This window comes from Sphingobium sp. PNB (genome assembly GCF_019873065.1).
Classification (GTDB): Bacteria; Pseudomonadota; Alphaproteobacteria; order Sphingomonadales; family Sphingomonadaceae; genus Sphingobium; species Sphingobium fuliginis.
Window position 1 is genome coordinate 1 of sequence record NZ_JAINEZ010000032.1, and the last position, 18714, is coordinate 18714.

The following is an 18714-nucleotide window of genomic DNA, read 5'->3' on the forward strand; positions in this document are numbered from 1 at the left end:
GGCTGGGGCGGCTTGCTGCTTTTCCGCTTTCCCTGATGCACAAGCTGCTCCCGCGAAGGCAGGAGCACGGCGCGCCTGATGGCTCAACCGGCCAAGGTTCCTAGCCCATTTCCTCCGTCGCGAAGGGTTCCGCCAGGCTGATGCTGTCGAGCACCTTGGCGGTTTCGTCGCGCACGCGGAGCATCACCCGGTGCAGGCGGCATTCCGATTCGGGCAGGCAGTTGGTGCAGGTCTCATGCGCGAAGCGGCTGGCGCAGGGGGTGAGCGCGAGCGAGCCGCGCGTCAGCCGGACGATGTCGCCATAGCTGATGTCGACCGGGGCGAGCGCCAGCCAATAGCCGCCATCCCGCCCACGCTGCGTCGCGACCAGCCCCTCACGCGCCAGTTCAGACAGGATCACCGTCAGGAATTTGGACGGGATATTCTGGCGTGTGGCGATCTCGTTCAGGGGCACCGGGCCTTGCCGGTAGCGGTCTGCGAGATGCTGGAGGGCGCGGATGGCGTAACGGGTCTTCTGCGAAAGCATAGGGCTGTTATTCGCTCCCGCCGGAGATTTGACAAGACATCAGGGCGCGGGATTCAGCGCCTGCCGCGCCTGTTTCGGAAAATCGCTGAACATCGCGTCGACGCCCGTGCCGGCGACCGCCCGGACATAGCCGGCAAAGTCCCCCCTGCCCTGCGGATCGTCCGGGCGCTGGAAGGCGGCGGGCAGGAAGCCGTTTTCCATGCGCAGCGTCCAGACATGGACCTGCAACCCGGCCTGATGGGCGCGGTCGACAAGGCCCGTCGACCCGTCGGGGGCAAGCACCATGGCGGTCGCTGGGCCGATGCCGTCCGCATAGTTAGCGATCTGTTGCAGCCCCTGGGTCGTCATCATGTCGGCATAGGTCGTGCCGGGTTCATCGGCCGGTCCGCCCTCGCCGTCCACCAGCTGGATCAGGCGCAGGCGGGTCGCCGCGCGCAGGGCCTTGAGGTTGCCGACCTCGAAGGACTGGATGAAGACCGGATCGGCCTCCGTCTGATAGCCATATCGGCTGAGCAGCGCGAGCAAGGGCTGCTGATGCGGCAGGCCGATGCCCGCGAAATAGCCGGGATGCTTGGTTTCGGGATAGAGGCCGATGCGGCGGCCAAGCTCCGCCTCTTTGGCGCGGACCAGCTTCAATATCTCCTCGAAGGTCGGAATGAGGTACAGGTCGTTGAAGCGGCTGTTGGCGGGGCGAAGCTGCGGCAGCCGTTCGCGGGCGCGCAGCGTGCGCAGTTCCGCGAGCGTGAAATCCTCCGTGAACCAGCCGGAGACGGGCTGGCCGTCGATGGTCTTGCTGGTTCTGCGGGTAGCGAATTCGGGATGATCCGCGACATCGGTGGTCCCGCCAATCTCATTTTCGTGCCGGGCGACGAGGACGCCGTCGCGGGTCAGCACCAGGTCCGGCTCGATATAGTCGGCGCCCTGGTCGATCGCGCGCTCATAGGCGGCGAGCGTATGTTCGGGCCGCTCGCCGCTGGCGCCGCGATGGGCGATGATGAAGGGTTCGGCCATCGCAGGCGCCGCCATCAACAGGGTGAGGAGGAGGATGGCGGCCCGATACATGCCCGGCCCGAGCATCCTCCCCACGGTCATGCCTTCACGCCCTCCAGAGCGTCCTCATAGGTGGTCGCCTTGAAGCCGACGATGGTGCGGTCGCCCAGGTCCAGGATCGGGCGCTTGATCATCGAAGGGTTGCTCATCATCAGCAGAATCGCCTTTTCCGAGTCGATATGCGCCTTGTCGCCCGCGTCCAGCGCCTTGAAGGTGGTGCCGGAACGGTTGAGGATGGTTTCCCACCCATGTTCCATCACCCATTCCTCCAGCTTCGCCTTGTCGACGCCCGACACCTTATAGTCGTGGAAGCTGTAGGCCTTGCCGCTATTGTCGAGGAAATTGCGCGCCTTCTTGATCGTGTCGCAATTCTTGATGCCGTACATGGTCAGCATGGCTGTTATCCCTTGAACGCGGTGACTTCGATCTCGATCTTCATCTCCGGCTTGATGAGGCCGGTGACGATGCAGCTCGCGGCGGGGCGGATGTCGCCGAAGACCGGTGCGGTCGCCTCCCCCAGCACGTCCCAATAGGCCGGGTCCGTGATGTAATAGGTGACGCGCACCACGTCCGCGAAGGAGAAGCCCGCCTCCTCCAGCGCCCGGCCGATGACCTTCAGCGCGTTCCTGCCCTGATCGACGACGGATTCGGGCATGGCCCTGGTTTCGGGATCGGTGCCGGTGGTGCCGGCGACGAAGCACCAGTCGCCCTGGACGACGGCGCGCGAATAGCCGACCTGCGCCTCGAAGGGCGAGCCGGAGGAAATAAGCTGGCGGGGCATGGAAGTTCCTTGTGCAGAACGAAGCGAAAAGGATCGCCGCGGCTCTTGCCCCGTTCGCGGGATGCTGTCCAGCGCCTTTTGCCCGGCGGGAACGGCGCGGGCCGCCGGCCGTTGGAGCGGGAAAGGAGACAGAGCATGAACCGACCCGACAACAGTCCCTTTCCCGACACGGGCGAGGAGAATGACGAACAGGCCGATGCGGGTTCGCAGGCGCAGGACGTGGCCGATGAGGCGCGGGTGCGGTCGACGGACCTGGCCGAGGACAGCGAGCGCGGCGGGCGGCCCAACCCGGCGCAGATCATTCCCGACGACACGCCCGATCTGGTGGAGAAGATGGAGGAGATGAACCGATCCGGCCGGATCGACAATGACGCCTTCGCCGGCGAACCGCAGATGGACGATGAGGAGGATATATTGGGGCCGACCGAGGACGAGGAATAAGGTCCGGCCCGCCGGCCTGCTATCCGGCTAAGCCGCGTTCTGGTCCAGCGACAGGTTGATCATCCCCCGCGCCATATGGCCGAGCGCATCGGCCATGGCGGCGGCGAGTTGCGGGTCGATGCCCGGTTGCGCCTTTATGGCGCGGGTCATGGCGGCGGACCATTGATCCGCCAGCGCCGAGGTGATCGGGAAGGCGCGGTGCAGCGACATGATGCACTGGCCGCGTTCGAACCAGTCGCGCGGACCGCCGGACCATCCCGCCAGAAAGCGGGTGAGACCATGGCGCACGGCGCTGAGGTCGGCCGCATGGATGGCGCGCAGATCGGCATAGGCGGGGTCCCGGTCGATCAGGTCGTAGAAACGGTTGGCGATGGCGGCGACGGTCGCTTCGCCGCCGATGCGGGCATAGGGGGTGGTCATGGAGCCTCCTGCGGATGGGCACAGCGTGGCGGCTTGCGCGCGGCGATCATTGATCAGGGTCAAATCGGACGCTTTTGGCGCGAGACGGCAGGAGCGGCTTTCGTTATGGCCGCGTCATGAGCCGAGGGTCGAGGAAGAAGCGCAGCGAAACGGTCTGGTTGGCGGAGGCGCGTCGGGCTGGGCGCGGGCGCCTGCAACCCAGGAAGTCCCGTGGGCCCTCCATCGCCGTGCTGGTGATCGGCGGGGTGCTGATCGGCGCGGCGCTGGGCTGGTTCGGGCCGGACCTGGCGCAGCGCTTCCAGAGGAGTGGGCGGGAGGCCGCCTTTCCCGTCGCAGGGGACAGCCTGTCGGCGCAATTCGGCTTCTGCCATGTCGGCGGGGGCGTCAATTGCGTGGTCGACGGAGACACCTTCTGGTTCCATGGCGAGAAGGTGCGGGTGATGGACATCGACGCGCCGGAAACGCACGGGCCGCGCTGTGCCGAGGAAGCCGCTCTGGGAGCGCGGGCGACGCAGCGATTGCAGCAGTTGATGAATGCCGGCCCTTTCTCGCTGGAGAGCGGGGATCGGGAGACGGACCGCTATGGGCGGGCGCTGCGGGTGGTGACGCGCGGCGGGCAGTCGATCGGCGAGATGCTGGTGAGCGAAGGGCTGGCGCGGGAATGGGACGGGGCGCGGCATCCATGGTGTTGATCGCCCATATTGATGGCCCGGTGTTGAGCGGGTCGGGAGGGGAAGGCCTTCGCCCTCCCCTCACGGCTTAGCGGCAGCTCAGATTGCCGCGGTCGATCTCCCGGCCCAGCAGCGCGCCCGCGCCTGCGCCGATGAGGATGCCCGCCGTGTTCGAATAGCCGCGGTCGAGCTGGCCGCCGAGCAGGCCGCCCAGCGCCGCGCCGACGATCAGACCGGTGGTGCCGTCCGAACGGCGGCAATAATAGCGGTCGTCATAGCCGCGATAGATGCGGGTAGAGCGGGTGACGCGGATCGGCTCATAGCCGCCGCGATAATAGCGGTCGGGCCGATAGTAGCGGCCATAGCGCGGGTCCGGCCGGTTCCAGTCATAGCTGTAGATCACGCCGCCGGGACGGCGCCAGCCTTCGTGACGGCCATTGTCGTGGCGGCCGCCATGCTTCCAGTCGTCGCGGCCATGGCCCTTGCCATGTCCGGCCCAGGGCGGCGGATCGGCGGCTGCGGGGGCGGCGCTCAGCGTCACGGCGCCAAGCGACAGGGCGGCTAAAGCGGCTTTCAGGGTGGATTTCATCTCTGGCTCCCTTGGTCGACTTTTCGATGGGAGCACAACAAACCAAAGCAGATAAACGTTGCATGAACGGAACAAAACAGGGCGTTCATGCGGGGGTCAGCTTGCCGGCCGGCGGGGACGGCCGGGAAGCATTGCCTTGGACCGAAAGGCGGCACCGTGGGAGCGGTGCCGCCTTTTCGCCTGTCATGATTATTCCGCCGCGATCCCGGCGGCCTTGAACATATCCGGATCGCCCGCTTCATCCGCATTGGCGGCGGTGCCGCCCTTGAGCTTGGAGCGGCGGTCGAACGCATCCCACACGTCGTTCCACTGGCCGCGGGTGGCCGCCTTCGAATATTCGGTGGCGCGGGTTTCGAAGAAATTGGCGTGCTCCACGCCGTTCAGCAGCGGAGTCAGCCAGGGGAGCGGGTGCTCGTCGATCATGTAGATGGGCTTCAGGCCCAATTGCCCCAGGCGCCAGTCGGCGATGTAGCGGACATATTTCTTGATGTCCTTGGGCGTCATGCCGGGCACCGGGCCCATTTCGAAGACGAGGTCGACGAAGGCGTCCTCGATGCGGACGGTCTTCTGGCACATGTCCATGATGTCGTCCTTGACCGCCGGGGTCAGGCAGTCGCGTTCCTTCACGAAGGCGTGGAACAGGCGGACGATGCCCTCGCAGTGCAGCGTCTCGTCGCGGACCGACCAGCTCACGATCTGGCCCATGCCCTTCATCTTGTTGAAGCGCGGGAAGTTCATCAGCATCGCGAAGCTGGCGAAGAGCTGCAACCCCTCGGTGAAGCCGCCGAACATGGCGAGCGTCTTGGCGATGTCCTCGTCCGTGTCGACGCCGAACTGCTGGAGATAGTCGTGTTTGTCCTTCATCTCCTTATACTGCATGAAGGCGCTATATTCGCTTTCCGGCATGCCGATCGTGTCGAGCAGGTGCGAATAGGCCGCGATGTGGACCGTTTCCATGTTGCTGAACGCTGTCAGCATCATCTTGATTTCGGTCGGCTTGAAAACGCGGCCGTATTTTTCGTGGTAGCAGTCCTGCACCTCCACGTCCGCCTGGGTGAAGAAGCGGAAGATCTGCGTCAGCAGGTTGCGTTCATGGTCGCTGAGCTTCTGCGCCCAATCGCGGCAATCCTCGCCCAGCGGCACTTCCTCCGGCAGCCAGTGGAGCTGCTGCTGGCGCTTCCAGAACTCATAGGCCCAGGGATATTCGAAGGGCTTGTAGACCTTGCTGGCTTGAAGAAGGGGCATGGGTTTTTACTCCGCGAAACTTATACCAGACCCTCTCCCCTTGTGGGAGAGGGAGGGGCCCATCGCGTCAGCGATGGGAGGGTGAGGGGTGAAGGCGGCGATGGTTGCCAGCATGCCTTCCAGATTCTGCATCACGTCATGGTTCCAGAAGCGGATCACGCGATAGCCTTCCCGTTCGAGGAAGGCCGTGCGGGGCGCATCTGCCGCTTCTTCATGTTGGCCGCCATCCAGTTCGACGACCAGGCGGGCGGCATGAGAGGCGAAGTCCGCGAAATAGGGGCCGATGGGAACCTGGCGGCGGAACTTGGCTGCGGACAGCTTTTGGCGGAGATGCTTCCAGAGCAGCTTCTCAGCATCCGTGGCGTTGCGGCGCAGTTCTCTCGCACGGGCGATCGTCGGGTTTGGGGCCTTACCCCTCACCTTCCCACGCAGCTTTGCCGCGCGGGCCCCTTCCTCTCCCACAAGGGGAGAGGAGATTCTTGGATCACTGGCAGGCGAGGCACTCGTCATAGTCGGTGGTCTCGCCGATTTCGAATTTGGGGGCGTCGATGGTGTTGTCCGCTTCCACCCCGCCCGCGAAGCCGGCGCGCTGGACCGACTTGGAGCGGAGATAATAGAGCGACTTGATGCCCAGCTCCCACGCCCGATAGTGGAGCATCAGCAGGTCCCATTTCTCCACATCGGCCGGGATGAACAGGTTCAGCGACTGCGCCTGGTCGATATAGGGCGTGCGGTCGGCGGCCAGTTCGAGCAGCCAGCGCTGGTCGATCTCGAAGCTGGTCTTGAACACATCCTTTTCCTCCTGGGTCAGGAAGTCGAGATGCTGGACGCTGCCGCCCTTTTCCAGGATCGAATTCCACACGGCCGTCGAGTCCTTCGCCTTTTCGACCAGCAGCTTTTCGAGATAGGGGTTCTTGACCGCGAAGCTGCCCGACAGCGTCTTATGGGTGTAGATGTTCGCCGGGATCGGTTCGATGCAGGCCGACGCGCCGCCGCAGATGATGCTGATCGACGCGGTCGGCGCAATCGCCATCTTGCAGGAGAAGCGCTCCATCACGCCCATGTCGGCGGCGTCCGGGCACGGACCGCGCTCGACCGCGAGCTGCATCGAGGCTTCGTTCACCTTCTCGTTGATGTGCTTGAAGATGCGCAGGTTCCAGCTTTTCGCCATCGCGCCTTCGAAGGGAAGTCCCCGGGCCTGGAGGAAGGAGTGGAACCCCATCACCCCCAGGCCCACCGACCGTTCACGGCTCGCACTATATTTCGCCCGCGCCATTTCCGGCGGCGCGCGGTCGATATAGTCCTGCAGCACATTGTCGAGGAAGCGCATGACATCCTCGACAAACTGCCTGTCGTCCTTCCACTCATCCCATGTTTCGAGATTGAGGGAGGAAAGACAGCAGACGGCCGTGCGGTCATTGCCGATATGGTCGCGACCCGTCGGCAAAGTGATTTCGGAGCAGAGGTTGGAGGTCGACACCTTGAGCCCCAGATCGCGGTGATGCTTGGGCATCGTGCGGTTCACGGTGTCGTTGAAGACGATATAGGGTTCGCCGGTGGCGAGGCGGACCTCCACCAGTTTCTGGAACAGGGCGCGGGCGTTGACGCTGCCGCGCACCGACTGGTCCTTGGGGCTGCGCAGGGCGAAGTCCTTGCCGTCGCGCACCGCCTCCATGAACTCGTCGGTCAGCAGGACGCCATGGTGCAGGTTCAGCGCCTTGCGGTTGAAGTCGCCCGACGTCTTGCGGATTTCCAGGAATTCCTCGATCTCCGGATGGGAGATGTCGAGATAGCAGGCGGCCGAGCCGCGGCGCAGGCTGCCCTGGCTGATCGCGAGGGTCAGCGAGTCCATCACGCGGACGAAGGGGATGATGCCGCTGGTCTTGCCGTTGAGGCCCACCGGCTCCCCGATGCCGCGCACATTGCCCCAATAGGTGCCGATGCCGCCGCCCCGGCTGGCGAGCCAGACATTCTCGTTCCAGGTGTTGACGATGCCTTCCAGGCTGTCGTCGACCGAGTTCAGATAGCAGCTGATGGGCAGGCCGCGGCCGGTGCCGCCGTTCGACAGCACAGGCGTCGCGGGCATGAACCAGAGGCGCGAGATATAGTCGTAGACGCGCTGGGCATGGTCGGCGTCGTCGGCATAGGCGGCGGCGACGCGGGCGAACAGGTCCTGATAGCTCTCGCCGGGCAGCAGATAGCGGTCCTGCAGCGTGTCCTTGCCGAAATCGGTCAGCAGCGCGTCGCGGCTGGCATCGGTCACGACATGGAAACGGCGTTCCAGCACGGTTGACGAGCCCGGCGTGGGATCGGCCCTAGGGGCCGGCGCCTGATCCGAAGGAGCGGGAGTCTTCTTCTTGTCCGCCACGGTTTCGACCACTTCGTCAATCACGGTTGCCACGTCGCTTGCACTCACCTGTTCGCTGTCTCGAAAATCCATGACCAGCTCCCCGAATGTTCCTGTTTCGTTCGATTCGGTCAAGCCGCTGCCGGCCGGGCCGAACGAATGTAGCATTATCGACCCGGTCAGGCACGGAGATGGGGCCAGCAGACGCGATCGCAAGGGCAAAAACAGCCTCCCTCCGGGAACCGGCCCGGTTGGTGCGATCACAATCTGTTGGGTAACCCCCGTTAACCCGATACAAGGGATAGTGCCACAGCTTCATTTCCTTTCAAGGGGGTAAATGACAGTTCGGGGACTCGGTTCATCGACGCGGAGACTCATTTCATCGACGGTCCGGCACGGCGCAGCGCAGCGACGCACGGACTTTCCTTGGCTTTGCAAAAGGCAAGAGGGACAATTTGGCGCGGAAAATAAATTTGGCTTGCCACGCAATTCCCCGGGCCGGGCGATTCCGCGCTTGGCGCTTCGTGACGGATGGATGACAAGACAGGGGAACGGAATGGCACGAACCCATGGCCGACGAGAGGAGCCGACATGATTCTCTATTACCACCCCCTCTCCTCCTGCAGCTGGAAGGTGCTGATCGCCCTTTACGAGAACGGCACGGCTTTCGAGGCGCGCATGCTGGACGATCCGGCCGTGGCGGAGGCGTGGCTGGCGCTGTGGCCGCTGGGGAAGTTCCCCGTGCTGCGGGACGAGGCGCGGGACAGGACGGTCGCGGAAACCAGCATCATCGTCGAATATCTGGGAGGGCATCATCCCGGACCCTTCCGGCCGATTCCCGAGGATGCCGACGCGGCGCTGGAGGTGCGGCTGATGGACCGGCTGTTCGACCTCTATGTGATGACGCCGATGCAGGCGATCGTCGCGGACAAGATCCGGCCCGAGGGCGTCGCCCGCGATTCCCATGGCGTGGGAGAGGCGCGGCGAATGCTGGCAAGGCCTATGCGTTGCTGGAGGCGCGGATGGCGGGGCGGCGCTGGGCGGCGGGCGACGATTTCACCTTGGCCGATTGCGCGGCGGCCCCGGCGCTGTTCTATGCCGACAAGATCGAGCCGATGCGCGGGGGCTTTCCGGGGCTGCGCGCCTATCTGGAACGGTTGGAGGCGCGGGAAAGCTTTGCCCGGGTGCTGCGGGAGAAGCAGCCCTGGTGGTCCATGTTTCCCTTTGCGGATTAGAGCCAATCGACATTCAGCCCTGACGGCCTGCAAATGACGCTTTTCCGTGCTTCCGGTGCTCACCTACCTTGAGTAGGCTGCGCGCCGGGTCACGGAAAACCGCCATTTTCGGCTCGTCATCATCTGAATGTCGATTGGCTCTAGAGCAGATTCCGATCCGATTGCATCGGCCCGACTGCTCTAAGTTTTTGTTTTGTCGCGTTTTCCGAGTCAGCAGATGATTCCATCTGCTTGGAAAACCCTCCAGGCCTTACGGATCGGGCAGCGCTTCCGAATCGCCTCAGGCCCGGCTCGGGGCCGTCTCGCGCGGCGCGGCACGGTCCCGGCGACGGCGCCACCAGCCCAATATCGCCTCGCCAGCGGGCCGTTCGACCAGCCGGTTGATCAGCGTGCCCAGCGCCAGCGCCACGGCGAACGCCGCCGCAAATCCCGCCCAGGGGCTATATCCCGCCTCCGCCATCTTGAGCATCACGACGAAACCGACATGCTGGTGGATGAGGTAGAAGGAATAGCTGATACCGCCCATCCAGACGAGCGGACGAAGGCTGAGGAAGTGCAGCCGCCCGGCGGTCAGCGCTGCGAAGGCGGCGAGCAGCAGGAGGCCGGCCAGCATGATGTCCGGGCTGTCGATCGTCGCGATCGACAGCAGCGCAAGCGCGGCATAGGGCGCCTGTTGCCGCCAGCTCCGCTGCCCTGCCCAGACGCGATAGGACAATATGCCGATGATGAAGAAGGGCACGTAGCGCAGCACCAGCAGCATCACGATCCGCTCCGGCATGCCCGGCCACAGCGCATAGAGCCAGCGCAGGGCCAGCCAGGCGAGCAGTACGGGTTCCAGCCGCCTGAGGCCCGTCCACTTCCAGATCGACAGCATGCAGACATAGAAGGCGATCTCTACCGTCAGCGTCCAATAGGCGCCGTCGACCTCCGGCAGGAAGGCGAAGCCCTGCAGCATGGTGACATTGGCCAGGATCGCCCCCGGCCCGATCAGCAGTTGCGAGACATGGGCCAGATATTCGACGCCCAGCGTCAGCAGCATGGCGACCAGATAGGCGGGATAGAGCCGGGCGAAGCGGTTGATCAGGAAATCGGCGGTGGTGCGGATGCGATCGAGCGTGAAGAAGATCGCGAAGCCGGAGATGGCGAAGAACAGCAGCACCCGGTAATTGCCGCCCAGAAAGCGGAAGGGAACATGGGCCGCCTGGGGGAACAGCTCATGGAAGCGCGTCGAATAGTGGAAGACGAGCACGCACAGCGCGCCCAGCCCCCGCAAGGCGTCCAATTCCGTCAGGCGGCGGGTGGAAGGGCGCGGCCCTGTCATGAGTCCGCCATAGCAACAGAACAGCAATCATACCGTTAATATCGTGGTTAACGCGCAGCCCGGCGGCATTTCCGGAAAAAAGCGGCGGTGGCGCGACGAGGCCCGTTGCGCGCCCCGTCGGCCTATCGGATGGCATGGCATTGCGCGTCAGCGGCGCAACCGGGATGGAAAGCTATTGCCCGCCTGCTTCCGCGGCGCGTTTCAGCCCCTGCAACTGTTCGGCCAGCACCCTGTCGACGATCGGAGCGATGCCCGCCGCACCGGCGCGGAGATAGCCGCCGACGACATAGCTCATCCCGACGCGCGCGCCCTCGCCGTCGGGCGCAATGTCGAAGGTGAGCGTGCCGGTCACCGCCTCCGCCTGCAACGGGCCCAGCGCTCCGGACAGGCGCAACTGCCTGTCGGGCTGCGCCTGGATCACGCGGCCATGTTCGACGCTGCCCGGCCTGCCGTCCTTCCCGGGCACCTTCTCGCAAAAGCAGCCGCCGGCTATGGGATCGAGGCTGAGATTGGCGGCGTCGCCGCTATATGTATGCTGCCCGTTCCACCAGCGCCCCGGCTGCCCCAACAGCCGATAGACGGTGGCCGCGTCGGCGGAGATGTGGACGCTGTTCTCCACGGCGAAGCCATGATCGCTGCTGTCGGTGACGGCAGAATGGGCCGGCGCAGCCATCGCCACGCCAGCCCATATCCATATCCGCTGCTTTCCCATCGCGCCTTCCCTTCCCTGATCAGAAGGGCGAGCCTAATGCCGATTGCCGCATTTGCCGAGCGGCCGGATGCGGCAATCCGGCGCGAACGGAGAGGTGTCAGGCGCCCTTGCCGTCCAATATGGCGGCAATCGCGACCGTCACATCGTCCATATCGGCCATGCCGTCGACCCGCGAGACGATGCCGCGCGCTTCGTAGATCGGCAGGATCGGCGCGGTCTTGGCGCGATATTCGGCCATGCGGGTGCGGACGGTTTCCTCATTGTCGTCGGGACGGCGCTTGAACTCGTGCCCATGGCACTTGTCGCACTCGCCCTCGACCTTGGGCTGCTTGAAGCTGTCGTGATAGCCCTCGCCACAGGTCGCGCAGGTGAAGCGGCCGGTGATGCGCTCTACCAGGGCATCCTCGTTCACTTCCAGTTCGATCACATGGTCTAGGGTGCGGTTGCGGTCGGCCAATATGCCGTCCAGCGAATGGGCCTGCGCCTCGGTCCGCGGATAGCCGTCGAAGATCACGCCGGTTTCGGGCGCCAGGGCATCCAGCGCCTCCCCGATGATGCCGGAGACGATCTCGTCCGACACCAGTTCGCCGGCCTCCATCACCGCCTTGGCCTTGAGGCCGATGGGCGTCCCGGCCTTCACCGCCGCGCGCAGCATGTCGCCGGTCGAGAGTTGCACCATGGCCCGGCTGTCCACCAGGCGCGTCGCCTGCGTTCCCTTGCCGGCGCCCGGAGGGCCGAGCAGAATGATATTCATGTCGCGCATTCTCCCCTGTTCTTCGCGCTTTTTACCGTTCCGCGCCGCTTAGCGCAGACGCCCTTTCAGCTTCGCCTTCTTGATCAGATCCCCATATTGATGGGCGAGCAGGTGGCTCTGGATCTGCGTCACGGTGTCGACCGTAACATTGACGACGATCAACAGGCTAGTCCCACCAAGGTAGAAGGGAATGCCCGCCCGGGCGATCACGAATTCCGGCACCAGGCAGATGAAGGCCAGATAGGCCGCACCGATCACCGTGATCCGGGTGAGCACATAGTCGAGATAATTTTCGGTGTTCTTGCCCGGACGGATGCCGGGAATGAAGCCGCCATTGCGCTTCAGATTGTCGGCCGTCTCTTCCGGATTGAACACCACGGCGGTGTAGAAGAAGCAGAAGAAGACAATGCCGAGACCATAGAGCGCCATATAGACCGGGCTGCCGTGCGACAGATACTGGTTCAGCGTCAGCACGAAATCGCCCAGCCTGCTCTCGCCCGCCACGGTCTGGCCGGCGAACTGAGAGACGGTGAGCGGCATCAGCAGCAGCGAGCTGGCGAAGATCGGCGGGATCACGCCCGCCGTGTTGACCTTCAGCGGCAGATGGCTGCGGTCGGCCTGCATCAGGCCCTGGCGCGTCTGGCGCTTGGGATATTGGATCAGCACCCGGCGCTGCGCCCGCTCCATGAAGCAGATGAAGGCGATGAGGCCGAAACCGAGCACGATCACCAGGAAGATGACCAGGCCGGAAATCGCGCCCGTGCTGCTCGACTTGAAGAGGTTGCTGAGCGTCACCGGCAATTGCGCGACGATGCCCGCCATGATGATGAGCGAGACGCCGTTGCCGATGCCGCGCGAGGTGATCTGCTCACCCAGCCACATCAGGAACATGGTGCCGCCGATCAGCGAGATCACCGCCGCGACGCGGAACAGATAGCCCGGATCGACCACCGCCTGCACGCCCGACTGGGCGCCGAAGCTTTCCAGCCCCACGGCGATGAAATAGCCCTGGACGGCGGTCAGGCCCACCGTGCCGTAGCGGGTATATTGGTTCAGCTTCTTGCGGCCGCTTTCGCCTTCCTTCTTGATCGCCGCGAGTTGCGGCGAGAGGGAGGCGGCGAGCTGCACCACGATCGAGGCGGTGATGTAGGGCATCACACCGAGCGCGATCAGGCTCATGCGCGACAGCGACCCGCCCGAGAAGGTGTTGAAGATGTCGAGGATGCCGCCATTGGTCTGCTTGTAAAGCTGCGACAGCGCGGTCGGATCGACGCCCGGCAGCGGCACGAAGCTCAGGAAGCGGAAAACGATCAGCGCGCCCAGGGTGAACCACAGGCGCTTCTTGAGGTCGGTGGCCTGGCTGAACTTCGCCAGGCTGAGATTGGATGCGAGCTGGTCGGCTCTCGATGCCATCTTGGCTGCCCTTCAAAACATCTTGCCGGGATTTGGAAAGCCCGGAGCGGAATCGCTAACCCCTTAGCGGGGCGATGGGGCGCTGTCGAACCGGGAATTGCACCCCGTCCATTCCGAATGGCCTTGCGCCTGTCGACAGGCTCAGCCTCCACTCGATACGGACGGCGAGGGTTCCGGAGTCCCCAAAACACGTGGCCCCGCTCACCCATATCGGGCAGCGGGGCCATGCTTGCAAGCCTTACGGCTTAATTCACGCCTTCTTCGCGGCCTTGGCGCTGCCCTTCTTGGCGGCGGCCTTTTCAGCGGCGGGAACGACGGCGATCACTTCGACCTTGCCGCCAGCCTTTTCGACGGCTTCGACAGCGCCCTTCGACGCGCCGGCGACGAGCAGGTTGACCTTGGCCGTCAGTTCGCCCTTGCCGAGCAGACGCACGCCGTCCTTGCCGCCACGGGCCAGCGCGGCCGCCTTCAGCGCCGCATGGTCGATGGTGGCATTGGCGTCCAGCTTGCCGGCGTCGATCGCCTTCTGCACCGCGCCCAGGTTCACGATCGCGTAATCCTTGGCGAAGATGTTGTTGAAGCCGCGCTTCGGCAGACGCATGTGGAGCGGCATCTGGCCGCCTTCGAAGCCGTTGATGCTGACGCCCGAACGCGCCTTCGCGCCCTTCTGGCCGCGACCGGCGGTCTTGCCCTTGCCCGAGCCGATACCACGGCCGACGCGCATCCGGCCCTTGCGGGCGCCGGCATTGTCATTGAGTTCGTTAAGCTTGGTCATAATCTGCACTCGCTTTCGCTATGTTCGCGCGAAGGCCCGATCCACCAGGACCGGGCCGGAGCCCCGGCGAATGCCGGGGCCTCGTGAGGCTGGGCACATCCGTTGGAAGAAGCGCCCAGCGGTTTGCGATCCCGGCTTACGCCGGGATGACGGTTTAGTCGACCACCGCCACCATATGGGGCAGCTTCGCGATGGCGCCGCGGACTTCCGCGGTGTCTTCCAGCTCCACCACGCGGTGCATCTTGCCAAGGCCGAGGCCGATCAGAATCTTCTTCTGGGCTTCGGGACGGCGGATCGGTGATCCGATCTGCTTGATCTTGATCTTCGCCATGATGTCTTACTCCGCAATCGCTTCGGCATCCGCCTGGGCGACTTCGGCCGAGGCGCCGCCGCGACGGAGCAGGTCGGCAACCTTCTTGCCGCGACGCTGCGCCACCGCCTTGGGGCTGACCTGTTCACCCAGCGCCTCGAAGGTCGCCCGGATCATGTTGTAGGGGTTCGACGTGCCGTTCGACTTGGTCACGACGTCAGCGACGCCGAGGCTTTCGAACACGGCGCGCATCGGACCGCCCGCGATGATGCCCGTACCGGCAGGCGCCGAACGCACGGTCACCTTGCCGGCGCCGAAATGGCCCTTGCCGTCATGGTGCAGGGTGCGGCCTTCCTTCAGCGGAACGCGGACCATCGCCTTCTTCGCCGAAGCGGTCGCCTTGCTGATGGCTTCGGGCACTTCGCGCGCCTTGCCATGGCCGAAGCCCGCACGGCCCTTGCCGTCACCAACGACGACCAGAGCGGCGAAACCGAAGCGCTTGCCGCCCTTCACCGTCTTCGAGACGCGGTTGATGTGAACCAGCTTCTCGATCAGCTCCTCACCCTGTTCCTCGTCACGATTGCCGCGACGGTCGTCGCGACGGCCACGGCCGCCACGCTCGCCACGGTTGCGGTCGCCGCCACGGCCACGGCCCCGACCGGGACCCCGGCCTTCGGTCTGCTCGCCGCCTTCAACGGCCGCGGGTGCGCCCGGCTGGGCCTGGATATCGTTTTCGTCAGCCATGATCAGAACTCCAGCCCGGCTTCACGGGCCGCATCGGCCAGCGCTTTGACGCGGCCATGGAACAGGAAGCCACCACGGTCGAAGACGACCCGGGTGACGCCGGCGGCGGTCGCCGCAGCGGCAACGCGCTTGCCGACATCCGCAGCGGCATCGGCGGTGGCGCCGGTATTGCCGCGGACATCCTTGTCCAGGGTCGACGCGGCGGCCAGGGTCTTGCCCTGCGCATCGTCGATGATCTGGGCGTAGATGTGACGGCCCGAACGGTGGACGCTGAGGCGCGGACGGGTGCCCGAAACAGCCTTGAGCGCGGTGCGGACGCGGCGGCGACGCCGCGCGAAGAGGGAAAGCTTTGCCATCTTACTTCTTCTTCCCTTCCTTGCGGAAGATGAACTCGCCGGCGTACTTGATGCCCTTGCCCTTATAGGGTTCGGGCTTGCGCCAGCGGCGGATCTCGGCGGCAACCTGACCCACCTGCTGCTTGTCGATGCCGCTGATCTCGACCGTGGTGTTGTCCGGGGTCTTGATCTCGATGCCTTCGGGCACCGCGAAGTCGACGTCATGCGAATAGCCGAGCTGCAGCTTCAGGGTCTTGCCCTGGGCATTGGCGCGGTAGCCGACACCGGTGATCAGCAGCTTCTTCGAGAAGCCCTCGGTCACGCCGGTGATCAGGTTCTGGATCAGCGTGCGCTGCATGCCCCAGAAAGCGCGGGCGCGCTTGCTGTCATTGGCAGGCTTCACCGCGATCGAGCCTTCCTCGATGCTGTAGGTGACTTCGTCGGCCAGCGGCAGCGACAGGGTGCCCTTGGGGCCCTTCACCGAAAGCTGGCCGTCGGCGATAGCGGCGGTGACGCCCGCGGGGACGGCAACCGGCTTCTTACCAGTACGGCTCATCAGAACACCTCCGCCAGCACTTCGCCGCCGACATTCTGCTCGCGCGCTTCGGCGTCGGACAGAACGCCCTTGGGCGTCGAGACAATGGTGATGCCAAGGCCGTTGCGCACGACGGGAAGTTCCTTGGAACCCGAATAGACGCGGCGGCCCGGCTTGGACACGCGGGCGACATGCTTGATCGCCGGCTGGCCTTCGAAATATTTCAGCTCGATGCGCAGGCCGGCATGCTTGCCGAGCAGTTCCTCGGAATAGCCGCGGATATAGCCTTCGCGCTGCAGCACGTCGAGCACGCGGGCGCGGAGCTTCGAAGCGGGGGACACAACGCTGTCCTTCTTCGCCTGCTGCCCGTTGCGGATGCGGGTGAGCATATCACCCAGGGGATCGGTCAATGCCATCTCAAATGATCCTTACCAGCTCGACTTGGTGACGCCGGGGATCAGGCCCTTGTTGGCCAGATCACGCAACTGCACGCGGCAGAGACGGAATTTGCGGTAATAGGCCCGGGGACGGCCCGTCAGCTCGCAGCGATTGCGCACGCGGGTCGGGTTGCCGTTGCGGGGGATTTCCGCCATCTTCAGACGCGCGATCAGACGCTCCGTGTCGTCGAGCGCGGTATCGGCTGCGATCGCCTTGAGCTTCGCATAGCGGCCGGCATATTTCTTCACCAGCTTCTTGCGGCGCTCATTCTTGTTGATCGAACTCAGTTTCGCCATGACTTAAGTTCTCTTTCTTAGCCTAACGGTTGGAAAGAGAAGCGGGACCTTTTCAGGCCGCCTGCTTCTCTTCGAGCGGGAAGGGGAAGCCGAAGAGACGCAGCAGTTCGCGCGCTTCCTCGTCCGTCTTCGCCGTGGTGGTCACGATGATGTCCATGCCGCGCACCTTGTCGATGCGGTCATAGTTGATCTCGGGGAAGATGATCTGCTCCTTGATGCCGAAGGCATAGTTGCCGCGGCCGTCGAAGCTCTTCGGGTTGAGACCGCGGAAGTCGCGCACGCGGGGCAGAGCGATGTTGATCAGACGATCAAGGAACTCATACATGCGCTCGCGGCGCAGCGTGACCTTGGCGCCGATCGGCATGCCTTCACGCAGCTTGAACTGCGCGATCGACTTGCGCGCCTTGGTGATGACCGGCTTCTGGCCGGCGATCAGTTCCATTTCCTCGGCGGCCGAAGTGACCTTCTTCTTGTCCTGCGTGGCTTCGCCAACGCCCATGTTGAGCGTGATCTTCTCGATCTTCGGCACTTCCATGACGTTCTTGTAACCGAACTTTTCGGTCATCGCCTTGGCGATTTCGGCGTCATAGAGCGCCTTCGAGCGCGGGATGTACTTGTCGCTCATTACAGCACCTCACCGGACTTGACGGCGACACGGACCTTCTTGCCGTCGCGATCCTCGAAGCGGACGCGGGTCGGCTTGCCATCCTTGTCAGCGACAGCGACGTTCGAAATGTGGAGCGGCGCGGGCTTGCGCTCGATGCCGCCCTGCGGGTTCGCCTGGTCGGGCTTGCGGTGACGCGCATGCACGTTGATGCCTTCGACGAGAACCTTGTCCTCCTTCGGCAGCACCTGCAGGACGGCGCCGGTGCGGCCCTTGTCCTTGCCGGCCAGGATGACGACCTTGTCGCCTTTCTTGATCTTGGCAGCGCTCATTACAGCACCTCGGGGGCGAGCGAGATGATCTTCATGTGCTTCTTGGCGCGCAGCTCGCGAACGACCGGGCCAAAGATACGCGTGCCGATCGGCTCCTCGTTCTTGTTGATCAGCACGGCGGCATTGCCGTCGAAGCGAATCACGCTGCCGTCAGCGCGACGCACGTCCTTGGCGGTGCGCACGATGACGGCGCGGTGCACGTCACCCTTCTTCACCTTGCCACGAGGCGCAGCTTCCTTGATCGAGACGACGATGATGTCGCCCACGCTCGCGAAGCGACGCTTCGAGCCGCCCAGCACCTTGATGCACTGGACGCGCTTGGCGCCGCTGTTGTCAGCGACGTCAAGATTGGATTGCATCTGGATCATGGATCCGGTTCCTTCTTATTTGGCCTACCGGGACAATTCCCGGCGGTTCCGAATTTCACTGCACTAGAGCCCTTGGCGAACCATCTGACTCTCCTTTGAGGAGCCATCTGACTCTACGCGAAGCGCGGGCCTGTACCCTTTCCAGGCGGAAAAGGCCAGCCCCGCGCGACACTTTTCTTCAAAGGCTCAGCGAGCCTCCCTCAGGCCGCCGTTTCCGGCGACTTGTGGGTGTCCACGCGCTCGATGACCTTCCAGGTCTTGAGCTTGGAAATCGGAGCGGTCTCCTCGATGCGGACCGTTTCGCCTTCCTTGTAGACATTGCCCTCGTCATGGGCATGGTACTTCTTCGAACGGCGGATGATCTTGCCGTAGAGCGCATGCTTAACCTTGCGCTCTACGCGAACCACCACCGTCTTGTCGGTCTTGTCGGAAACCACCGTTCCCGTCAGCACGCGCTTGGGCATCGTGTGAT

26 protein-coding genes and 1 pseudogene are annotated in these 18714 nt (G+C 64.3%); 3 read left to right on the top strand and 24 right to left on the bottom strand.

The genetic code is table 11. The features are described from left to right. Nucleotides 1–100: 100 nt before the first annotated feature. Genes K7W03_RS12495 through K7W03_RS12510 form a run of 4 tightly spaced genes read right to left on the bottom strand, consistent with a single transcriptional unit; the run spans nucleotide 101 to nucleotide 2357 of the window. Nucleotides 101–526 (bottom strand): RrF2 family transcriptional regulator, encoded by a 426-nt coding sequence (locus K7W03_RS12495; RefSeq protein ID WP_013848211.1) that lies wholly within the window; start codon nucleotides 524–526, stop codon nucleotides 101–103. 39 nt (nucleotides 527–565) lie between these two features. Further along, nucleotides 566–1603, bottom strand: a complete 1038-nt coding sequence (locus tag K7W03_RS12500; protein WP_222886493.1) for a glycerophosphodiester phosphodiesterase — start codon at nucleotides 1601–1603, stop codon at nucleotides 566–568. Nucleotides 1604–1614: 11 nt separating this feature from the next. Next, nucleotides 1615–1971, bottom strand: coding sequence for an ArsC family reductase (locus K7W03_RS12505; RefSeq protein ID WP_025547306.1), 357 nt, complete (start codon nucleotides 1969–1971; stop codon nucleotides 1615–1617). 5 nt (nucleotides 1972–1976) lie between these two features. Next, on the bottom strand, nucleotides 1977–2357 hold the full coding sequence (locus tag K7W03_RS12510) for a RidA family protein (RefSeq protein WP_025547304.1): 381 nt from the start codon (nucleotides 2355–2357) through the stop codon (nucleotides 1977–1979). A 135-nt stretch (nucleotides 2358–2492) separates the two neighbouring features. Between K7W03_RS12510 and K7W03_RS12515 the strand changes: the two genes are divergently transcribed. Further along, the gene (locus K7W03_RS12515; RefSeq protein WP_222886480.1) at nucleotides 2493–2798 is read left to right on the top strand and encodes a hypothetical protein; all 306 of its coding nucleotides are present in this window, start codon (nucleotides 2493–2495) and stop codon (nucleotides 2796–2798) included. 27 nt (nucleotides 2799–2825) lie between these two features. Here the strand turns inward: K7W03_RS12515 and K7W03_RS12520 are convergent, their stop codons facing one another. Beyond that, complete coding sequence (locus K7W03_RS12520; RefSeq protein ID WP_222886481.1) at nucleotides 2826–3218, bottom strand: globin; 393 nt, start codon at nucleotides 3216–3218, stop codon at nucleotides 2826–2828. A 116-nt stretch (nucleotides 3219–3334) separates the two neighbouring features. Here K7W03_RS12520 and K7W03_RS12525 point away from each other — a divergent pair, with 116 nt between their 5' ends. Next, entirely contained in the window at nucleotides 3335–3910 is a 576-nt protein-coding gene (locus K7W03_RS12525; RefSeq protein WP_025547300.1) for a thermonuclease family protein, read from the top strand. A 67-nt stretch (nucleotides 3911–3977) separates the two neighbouring features. Here K7W03_RS12525 and K7W03_RS12530 read toward each other — a convergent pair whose 3' ends face one another. From K7W03_RS12530 to K7W03_RS12545, 4 genes are all read right to left on the bottom strand, one after another. After that, nucleotides 3978–4478, bottom strand: a complete 501-nt coding sequence (locus K7W03_RS12530) for a glycine zipper 2TM domain-containing protein (protein ID WP_103000933.1) — start codon at nucleotides 4476–4478, stop codon at nucleotides 3978–3980. Nucleotides 4479–4667: 189 nt separating this feature from the next. Then, nucleotides 4668–5723, bottom strand: a complete 1056-nt coding sequence (locus tag K7W03_RS12535; protein WP_025547297.1) for a ribonucleotide-diphosphate reductase subunit beta — start codon at nucleotides 5721–5723, stop codon at nucleotides 4668–4670. A gap of 6 nt (nucleotides 5724–5729) precedes the next feature. Further along, nucleotides 5730–6143 (bottom strand): endonuclease domain-containing protein, encoded by a 414-nt coding sequence (locus K7W03_RS12540; protein ID WP_319024313.1) that lies wholly within the window; start codon nucleotides 6141–6143, stop codon nucleotides 5730–5732. Between the two features lie 64 nt (nucleotides 6144–6207). After that, a complete protein-coding gene (locus K7W03_RS12545; protein ID WP_222886483.1) occupies nucleotides 6208–8163 on the bottom strand; it encodes a ribonucleoside-diphosphate reductase subunit alpha in 1956 nt (651 codons plus the stop codon). 498 nt (nucleotides 8164–8661) lie between these two features. Between K7W03_RS12545 and K7W03_RS12550 the strand changes: the two are divergent. After that, a pseudogene (locus K7W03_RS12550) lies at nucleotides 8662–9305 on the top strand (glutathione S-transferase family protein). A gap of 280 nt (nucleotides 9306–9585) precedes the next feature. On the opposite strand, the gene K7W03_RS12555 reads toward K7W03_RS12550, so the two are convergent. From K7W03_RS12555 to rpsQ, 15 genes are all read right to left on the bottom strand, one after another. Continuing rightward, complete coding sequence (locus K7W03_RS12555) at nucleotides 9586–10626, bottom strand: acyltransferase family protein (protein WP_103000931.1); 1041 nt, start codon at nucleotides 10624–10626, stop codon at nucleotides 9586–9588. A 172-nt stretch (nucleotides 10627–10798) separates the two neighbouring features. After that, the gene (locus K7W03_RS12560) at nucleotides 10799–11338 is read right to left on the bottom strand and encodes an SRPBCC family protein (RefSeq protein WP_222886484.1); all 540 of its coding nucleotides are present in this window, start codon (nucleotides 11336–11338) and stop codon (nucleotides 10799–10801) included. A gap of 97 nt (nucleotides 11339–11435) precedes the next feature. Beyond that, nucleotides 11436–12092, bottom strand: coding sequence for an adenylate kinase (locus K7W03_RS12565; protein ID WP_025547288.1), 657 nt, complete (start codon nucleotides 12090–12092; stop codon nucleotides 11436–11438). Nucleotides 12093–12140: 48 nt separating this feature from the next. Further along, nucleotides 12141–13505, bottom strand: a complete 1365-nt coding sequence (gene secY / locus K7W03_RS12570) for a preprotein translocase subunit SecY (protein WP_013847751.1) — start codon at nucleotides 13503–13505, stop codon at nucleotides 12141–12143. 250 nt (nucleotides 13506–13755) lie between these two features. Further along, entirely contained in the window at nucleotides 13756–14280 is a 525-nt protein-coding gene (gene rplO / locus K7W03_RS12575; RefSeq protein ID WP_025547286.1) for a 50S ribosomal protein L15, read from the bottom strand. Nucleotides 14281–14434: 154 nt separating this feature from the next. Further along, the gene (gene rpmD, locus K7W03_RS12580; protein WP_013847753.1) at nucleotides 14435–14611 is read right to left on the bottom strand and encodes a 50S ribosomal protein L30; all 177 of its coding nucleotides are present in this window, start codon (nucleotides 14609–14611) and stop codon (nucleotides 14435–14437) included. A gap of 6 nt (nucleotides 14612–14617) precedes the next feature. Then, nucleotides 14618–15334 (bottom strand): 30S ribosomal protein S5, encoded by a 717-nt coding sequence (rpsE, locus tag K7W03_RS12585; RefSeq protein ID WP_044661335.1) that lies wholly within the window; start codon nucleotides 15332–15334, stop codon nucleotides 14618–14620. A 2-nt stretch (nucleotides 15335–15336) separates the two neighbouring features. Continuing rightward, nucleotides 15337–15690 (bottom strand): 50S ribosomal protein L18, encoded by a 354-nt coding sequence (gene rplR / locus K7W03_RS12590; protein WP_025547282.1) that lies wholly within the window; start codon nucleotides 15688–15690, stop codon nucleotides 15337–15339. 1 nt (nucleotide 15691) lies between these two features. Beyond that, a complete protein-coding gene (rplF, locus tag K7W03_RS12595) occupies nucleotides 15692–16225 on the bottom strand; it encodes a 50S ribosomal protein L6 (RefSeq protein ID WP_025547280.1) in 534 nt (177 codons plus the stop codon). Beyond that, complete coding sequence (gene rpsH, locus K7W03_RS12600; protein ID WP_025547278.1) at nucleotides 16225–16620, bottom strand: 30S ribosomal protein S8; 396 nt, start codon at nucleotides 16618–16620, stop codon at nucleotides 16225–16227. Before rpsH ends, rplF begins: the two co-directional genes overlap by 1 nt. Nucleotides 16621–16632: 12 nt before the next feature. Next, a complete protein-coding gene (rpsN, locus tag K7W03_RS12605; RefSeq protein WP_025547277.1) occupies nucleotides 16633–16938 on the bottom strand; it encodes a 30S ribosomal protein S14 in 306 nt (101 codons plus the stop codon). A gap of 52 nt (nucleotides 16939–16990) precedes the next feature. After that, nucleotides 16991–17563, bottom strand: a complete 573-nt coding sequence (gene rplE / locus K7W03_RS12610) for a 50S ribosomal protein L5 (RefSeq protein WP_037481563.1) — start codon at nucleotides 17561–17563, stop codon at nucleotides 16991–16993. Next, nucleotides 17563–17874 (bottom strand): 50S ribosomal protein L24, encoded by a 312-nt coding sequence (rplX, locus tag K7W03_RS12615; RefSeq protein WP_025547274.1) that lies wholly within the window; start codon nucleotides 17872–17874, stop codon nucleotides 17563–17565. The genes rplE and rplX overlap by 1 nt, the downstream gene beginning before the upstream one ends. After that, on the bottom strand, nucleotides 17874–18242 hold the full coding sequence (gene rplN / locus K7W03_RS12620; RefSeq protein ID WP_007686569.1) for a 50S ribosomal protein L14: 369 nt from the start codon (nucleotides 18240–18242) through the stop codon (nucleotides 17874–17876). The genes rplX and rplN overlap by 1 nt, the downstream gene beginning before the upstream one ends. A 200-nt stretch (nucleotides 18243–18442) precedes the next feature. Then, complete coding sequence (gene rpsQ, locus K7W03_RS12625) at nucleotides 18443–18706, bottom strand: 30S ribosomal protein S17 (protein ID WP_006960320.1); 264 nt, start codon at nucleotides 18704–18706, stop codon at nucleotides 18443–18445. Nucleotides 18707–18714 lie beyond the last annotated feature (8 nt).

Excerpts from the sequence above, each read along its gene's own strand:
- K7W03_RS12565 (WP_025547288.1), bottom strand. The coding sequence starts at position 12,092 with ATGAATATCATTCTGCTCGGCCCTCCGGGCGCCGGCAAGGGAACGCAG.
- K7W03_RS12530 (WP_103000933.1), bottom strand. The coding sequence starts at position 4,478 with ATGAAATCCACCCTGAAAGCCGCTTTAGCCGCCCTGTCGCTTGGCGCC.
- K7W03_RS12515 (WP_222886480.1), top strand. The coding sequence starts at position 2,493 with ATGAACCGACCCGACAACAGTCCCTTTCCCGACACGGGCGAGGAGAAT.
- K7W03_RS12505 (WP_025547306.1), bottom strand. The coding sequence starts at position 1,971 with ATGCTGACCATGTACGGCATCAAGAATTGCGACACGATCAAGAAGGCG.
- K7W03_RS12510 (WP_025547304.1), bottom strand. The coding sequence starts at position 2,357 with ATGCCCCGCCAGCTTATTTCCTCCGGCTCGCCCTTCGAGGCGCAGGTC.
- K7W03_RS12560 (WP_222886484.1), bottom strand. The coding sequence starts at position 11,338 with ATGGGAAAGCAGCGGATATGGATATGGGCTGGCGTGGCGATGGCTGCG.
- secY (WP_013847751.1), bottom strand. The coding sequence starts at position 13,505 with ATGGCATCGAGAGCCGACCAGCTCGCATCCAATCTCAGCCTGGCGAAG.
- K7W03_RS12500 (WP_222886493.1), bottom strand. The coding sequence starts at position 1,603 with ATGCTCGGGCCGGGCATGTATCGGGCCGCCATCCTCCTCCTCACCCTG.
- rplO (WP_025547286.1), bottom strand. The coding sequence starts at position 14,280 with ATGACCAAGCTTAACGAACTCAATGACAATGCCGGCGCCCGCAAGGGC.
- rpsH (WP_025547278.1), bottom strand. The coding sequence starts at position 16,620 with ATGGCATTGACCGATCCCCTGGGTGATATGCTCACCCGCATCCGCAAC.
- rplR (WP_025547282.1), bottom strand. The coding sequence starts at position 15,690 with ATGGCAAAGCTTTCCCTCTTCGCGCGGCGTCGCCGCCGCGTCCGCACC.
- rpmD (WP_013847753.1), bottom strand. The coding sequence starts at position 14,611 with ATGGCGAAGATCAAGATCAAGCAGATCGGATCACCGATCCGCCGTCCC.
- K7W03_RS12495 (WP_013848211.1), bottom strand. The coding sequence starts at position 526 with ATGCTTTCGCAGAAGACCCGTTACGCCATCCGCGCCCTCCAGCATCTC.
- rplF (WP_025547280.1), bottom strand. The coding sequence starts at position 16,225 with ATGAGCCGTACTGGTAAGAAGCCGGTTGCCGTCCCCGCGGGCGTCACC.
- K7W03_RS12545 (WP_222886483.1), bottom strand. The coding sequence starts at position 8,163 with ATGGATTTTCGAGACAGCGAACAGGTGAGTGCAAGCGACGTGGCAACC.
- rpsN (WP_025547277.1), bottom strand. The coding sequence starts at position 16,938 with ATGGCGAAACTGAGTTCGATCAACAAGAATGAGCGCCGCAAGAAGCTG.
- rplE (WP_037481563.1), bottom strand. The coding sequence starts at position 17,563 with ATGAGCGACAAGTACATCCCGCGCTCGAAGGCGCTCTATGACGCCGAA.
- K7W03_RS12555 (WP_103000931.1), bottom strand. The coding sequence starts at position 10,626 with ATGACAGGGCCGCGCCCTTCCACCCGCCGCCTGACGGAATTGGACGCC.
- rplX (WP_025547274.1), bottom strand. The coding sequence starts at position 17,874 with ATGAGCGCTGCCAAGATCAAGAAAGGCGACAAGGTCGTCATCCTGGCC.
- K7W03_RS12520 (WP_222886481.1), bottom strand. The coding sequence starts at position 3,218 with ATGACCACCCCCTATGCCCGCATCGGCGGCGAAGCGACCGTCGCCGCC.
- rpsE (WP_044661335.1), bottom strand. The coding sequence starts at position 15,334 with ATGGCTGACGAAAACGATATCCAGGCCCAGCCGGGCGCACCCGCGGCC.
- K7W03_RS12525 (WP_025547300.1), top strand. The coding sequence starts at position 3,335 with ATGAGCCGAGGGTCGAGGAAGAAGCGCAGCGAAACGGTCTGGTTGGCG.
- rpsQ (WP_006960320.1), bottom strand. The coding sequence starts at position 18,706 with ATGCCCAAGCGCGTGCTGACGGGAACGGTGGTTTCCGACAAGACCGAC.
- rplN (WP_007686569.1), bottom strand. The coding sequence starts at position 18,242 with ATGATCCAGATGCAATCCAATCTTGACGTCGCTGACAACAGCGGCGCC.
- K7W03_RS12535 (WP_025547297.1), bottom strand. The coding sequence starts at position 5,723 with ATGCCCCTTCTTCAAGCCAGCAAGGTCTACAAGCCCTTCGAATATCCC.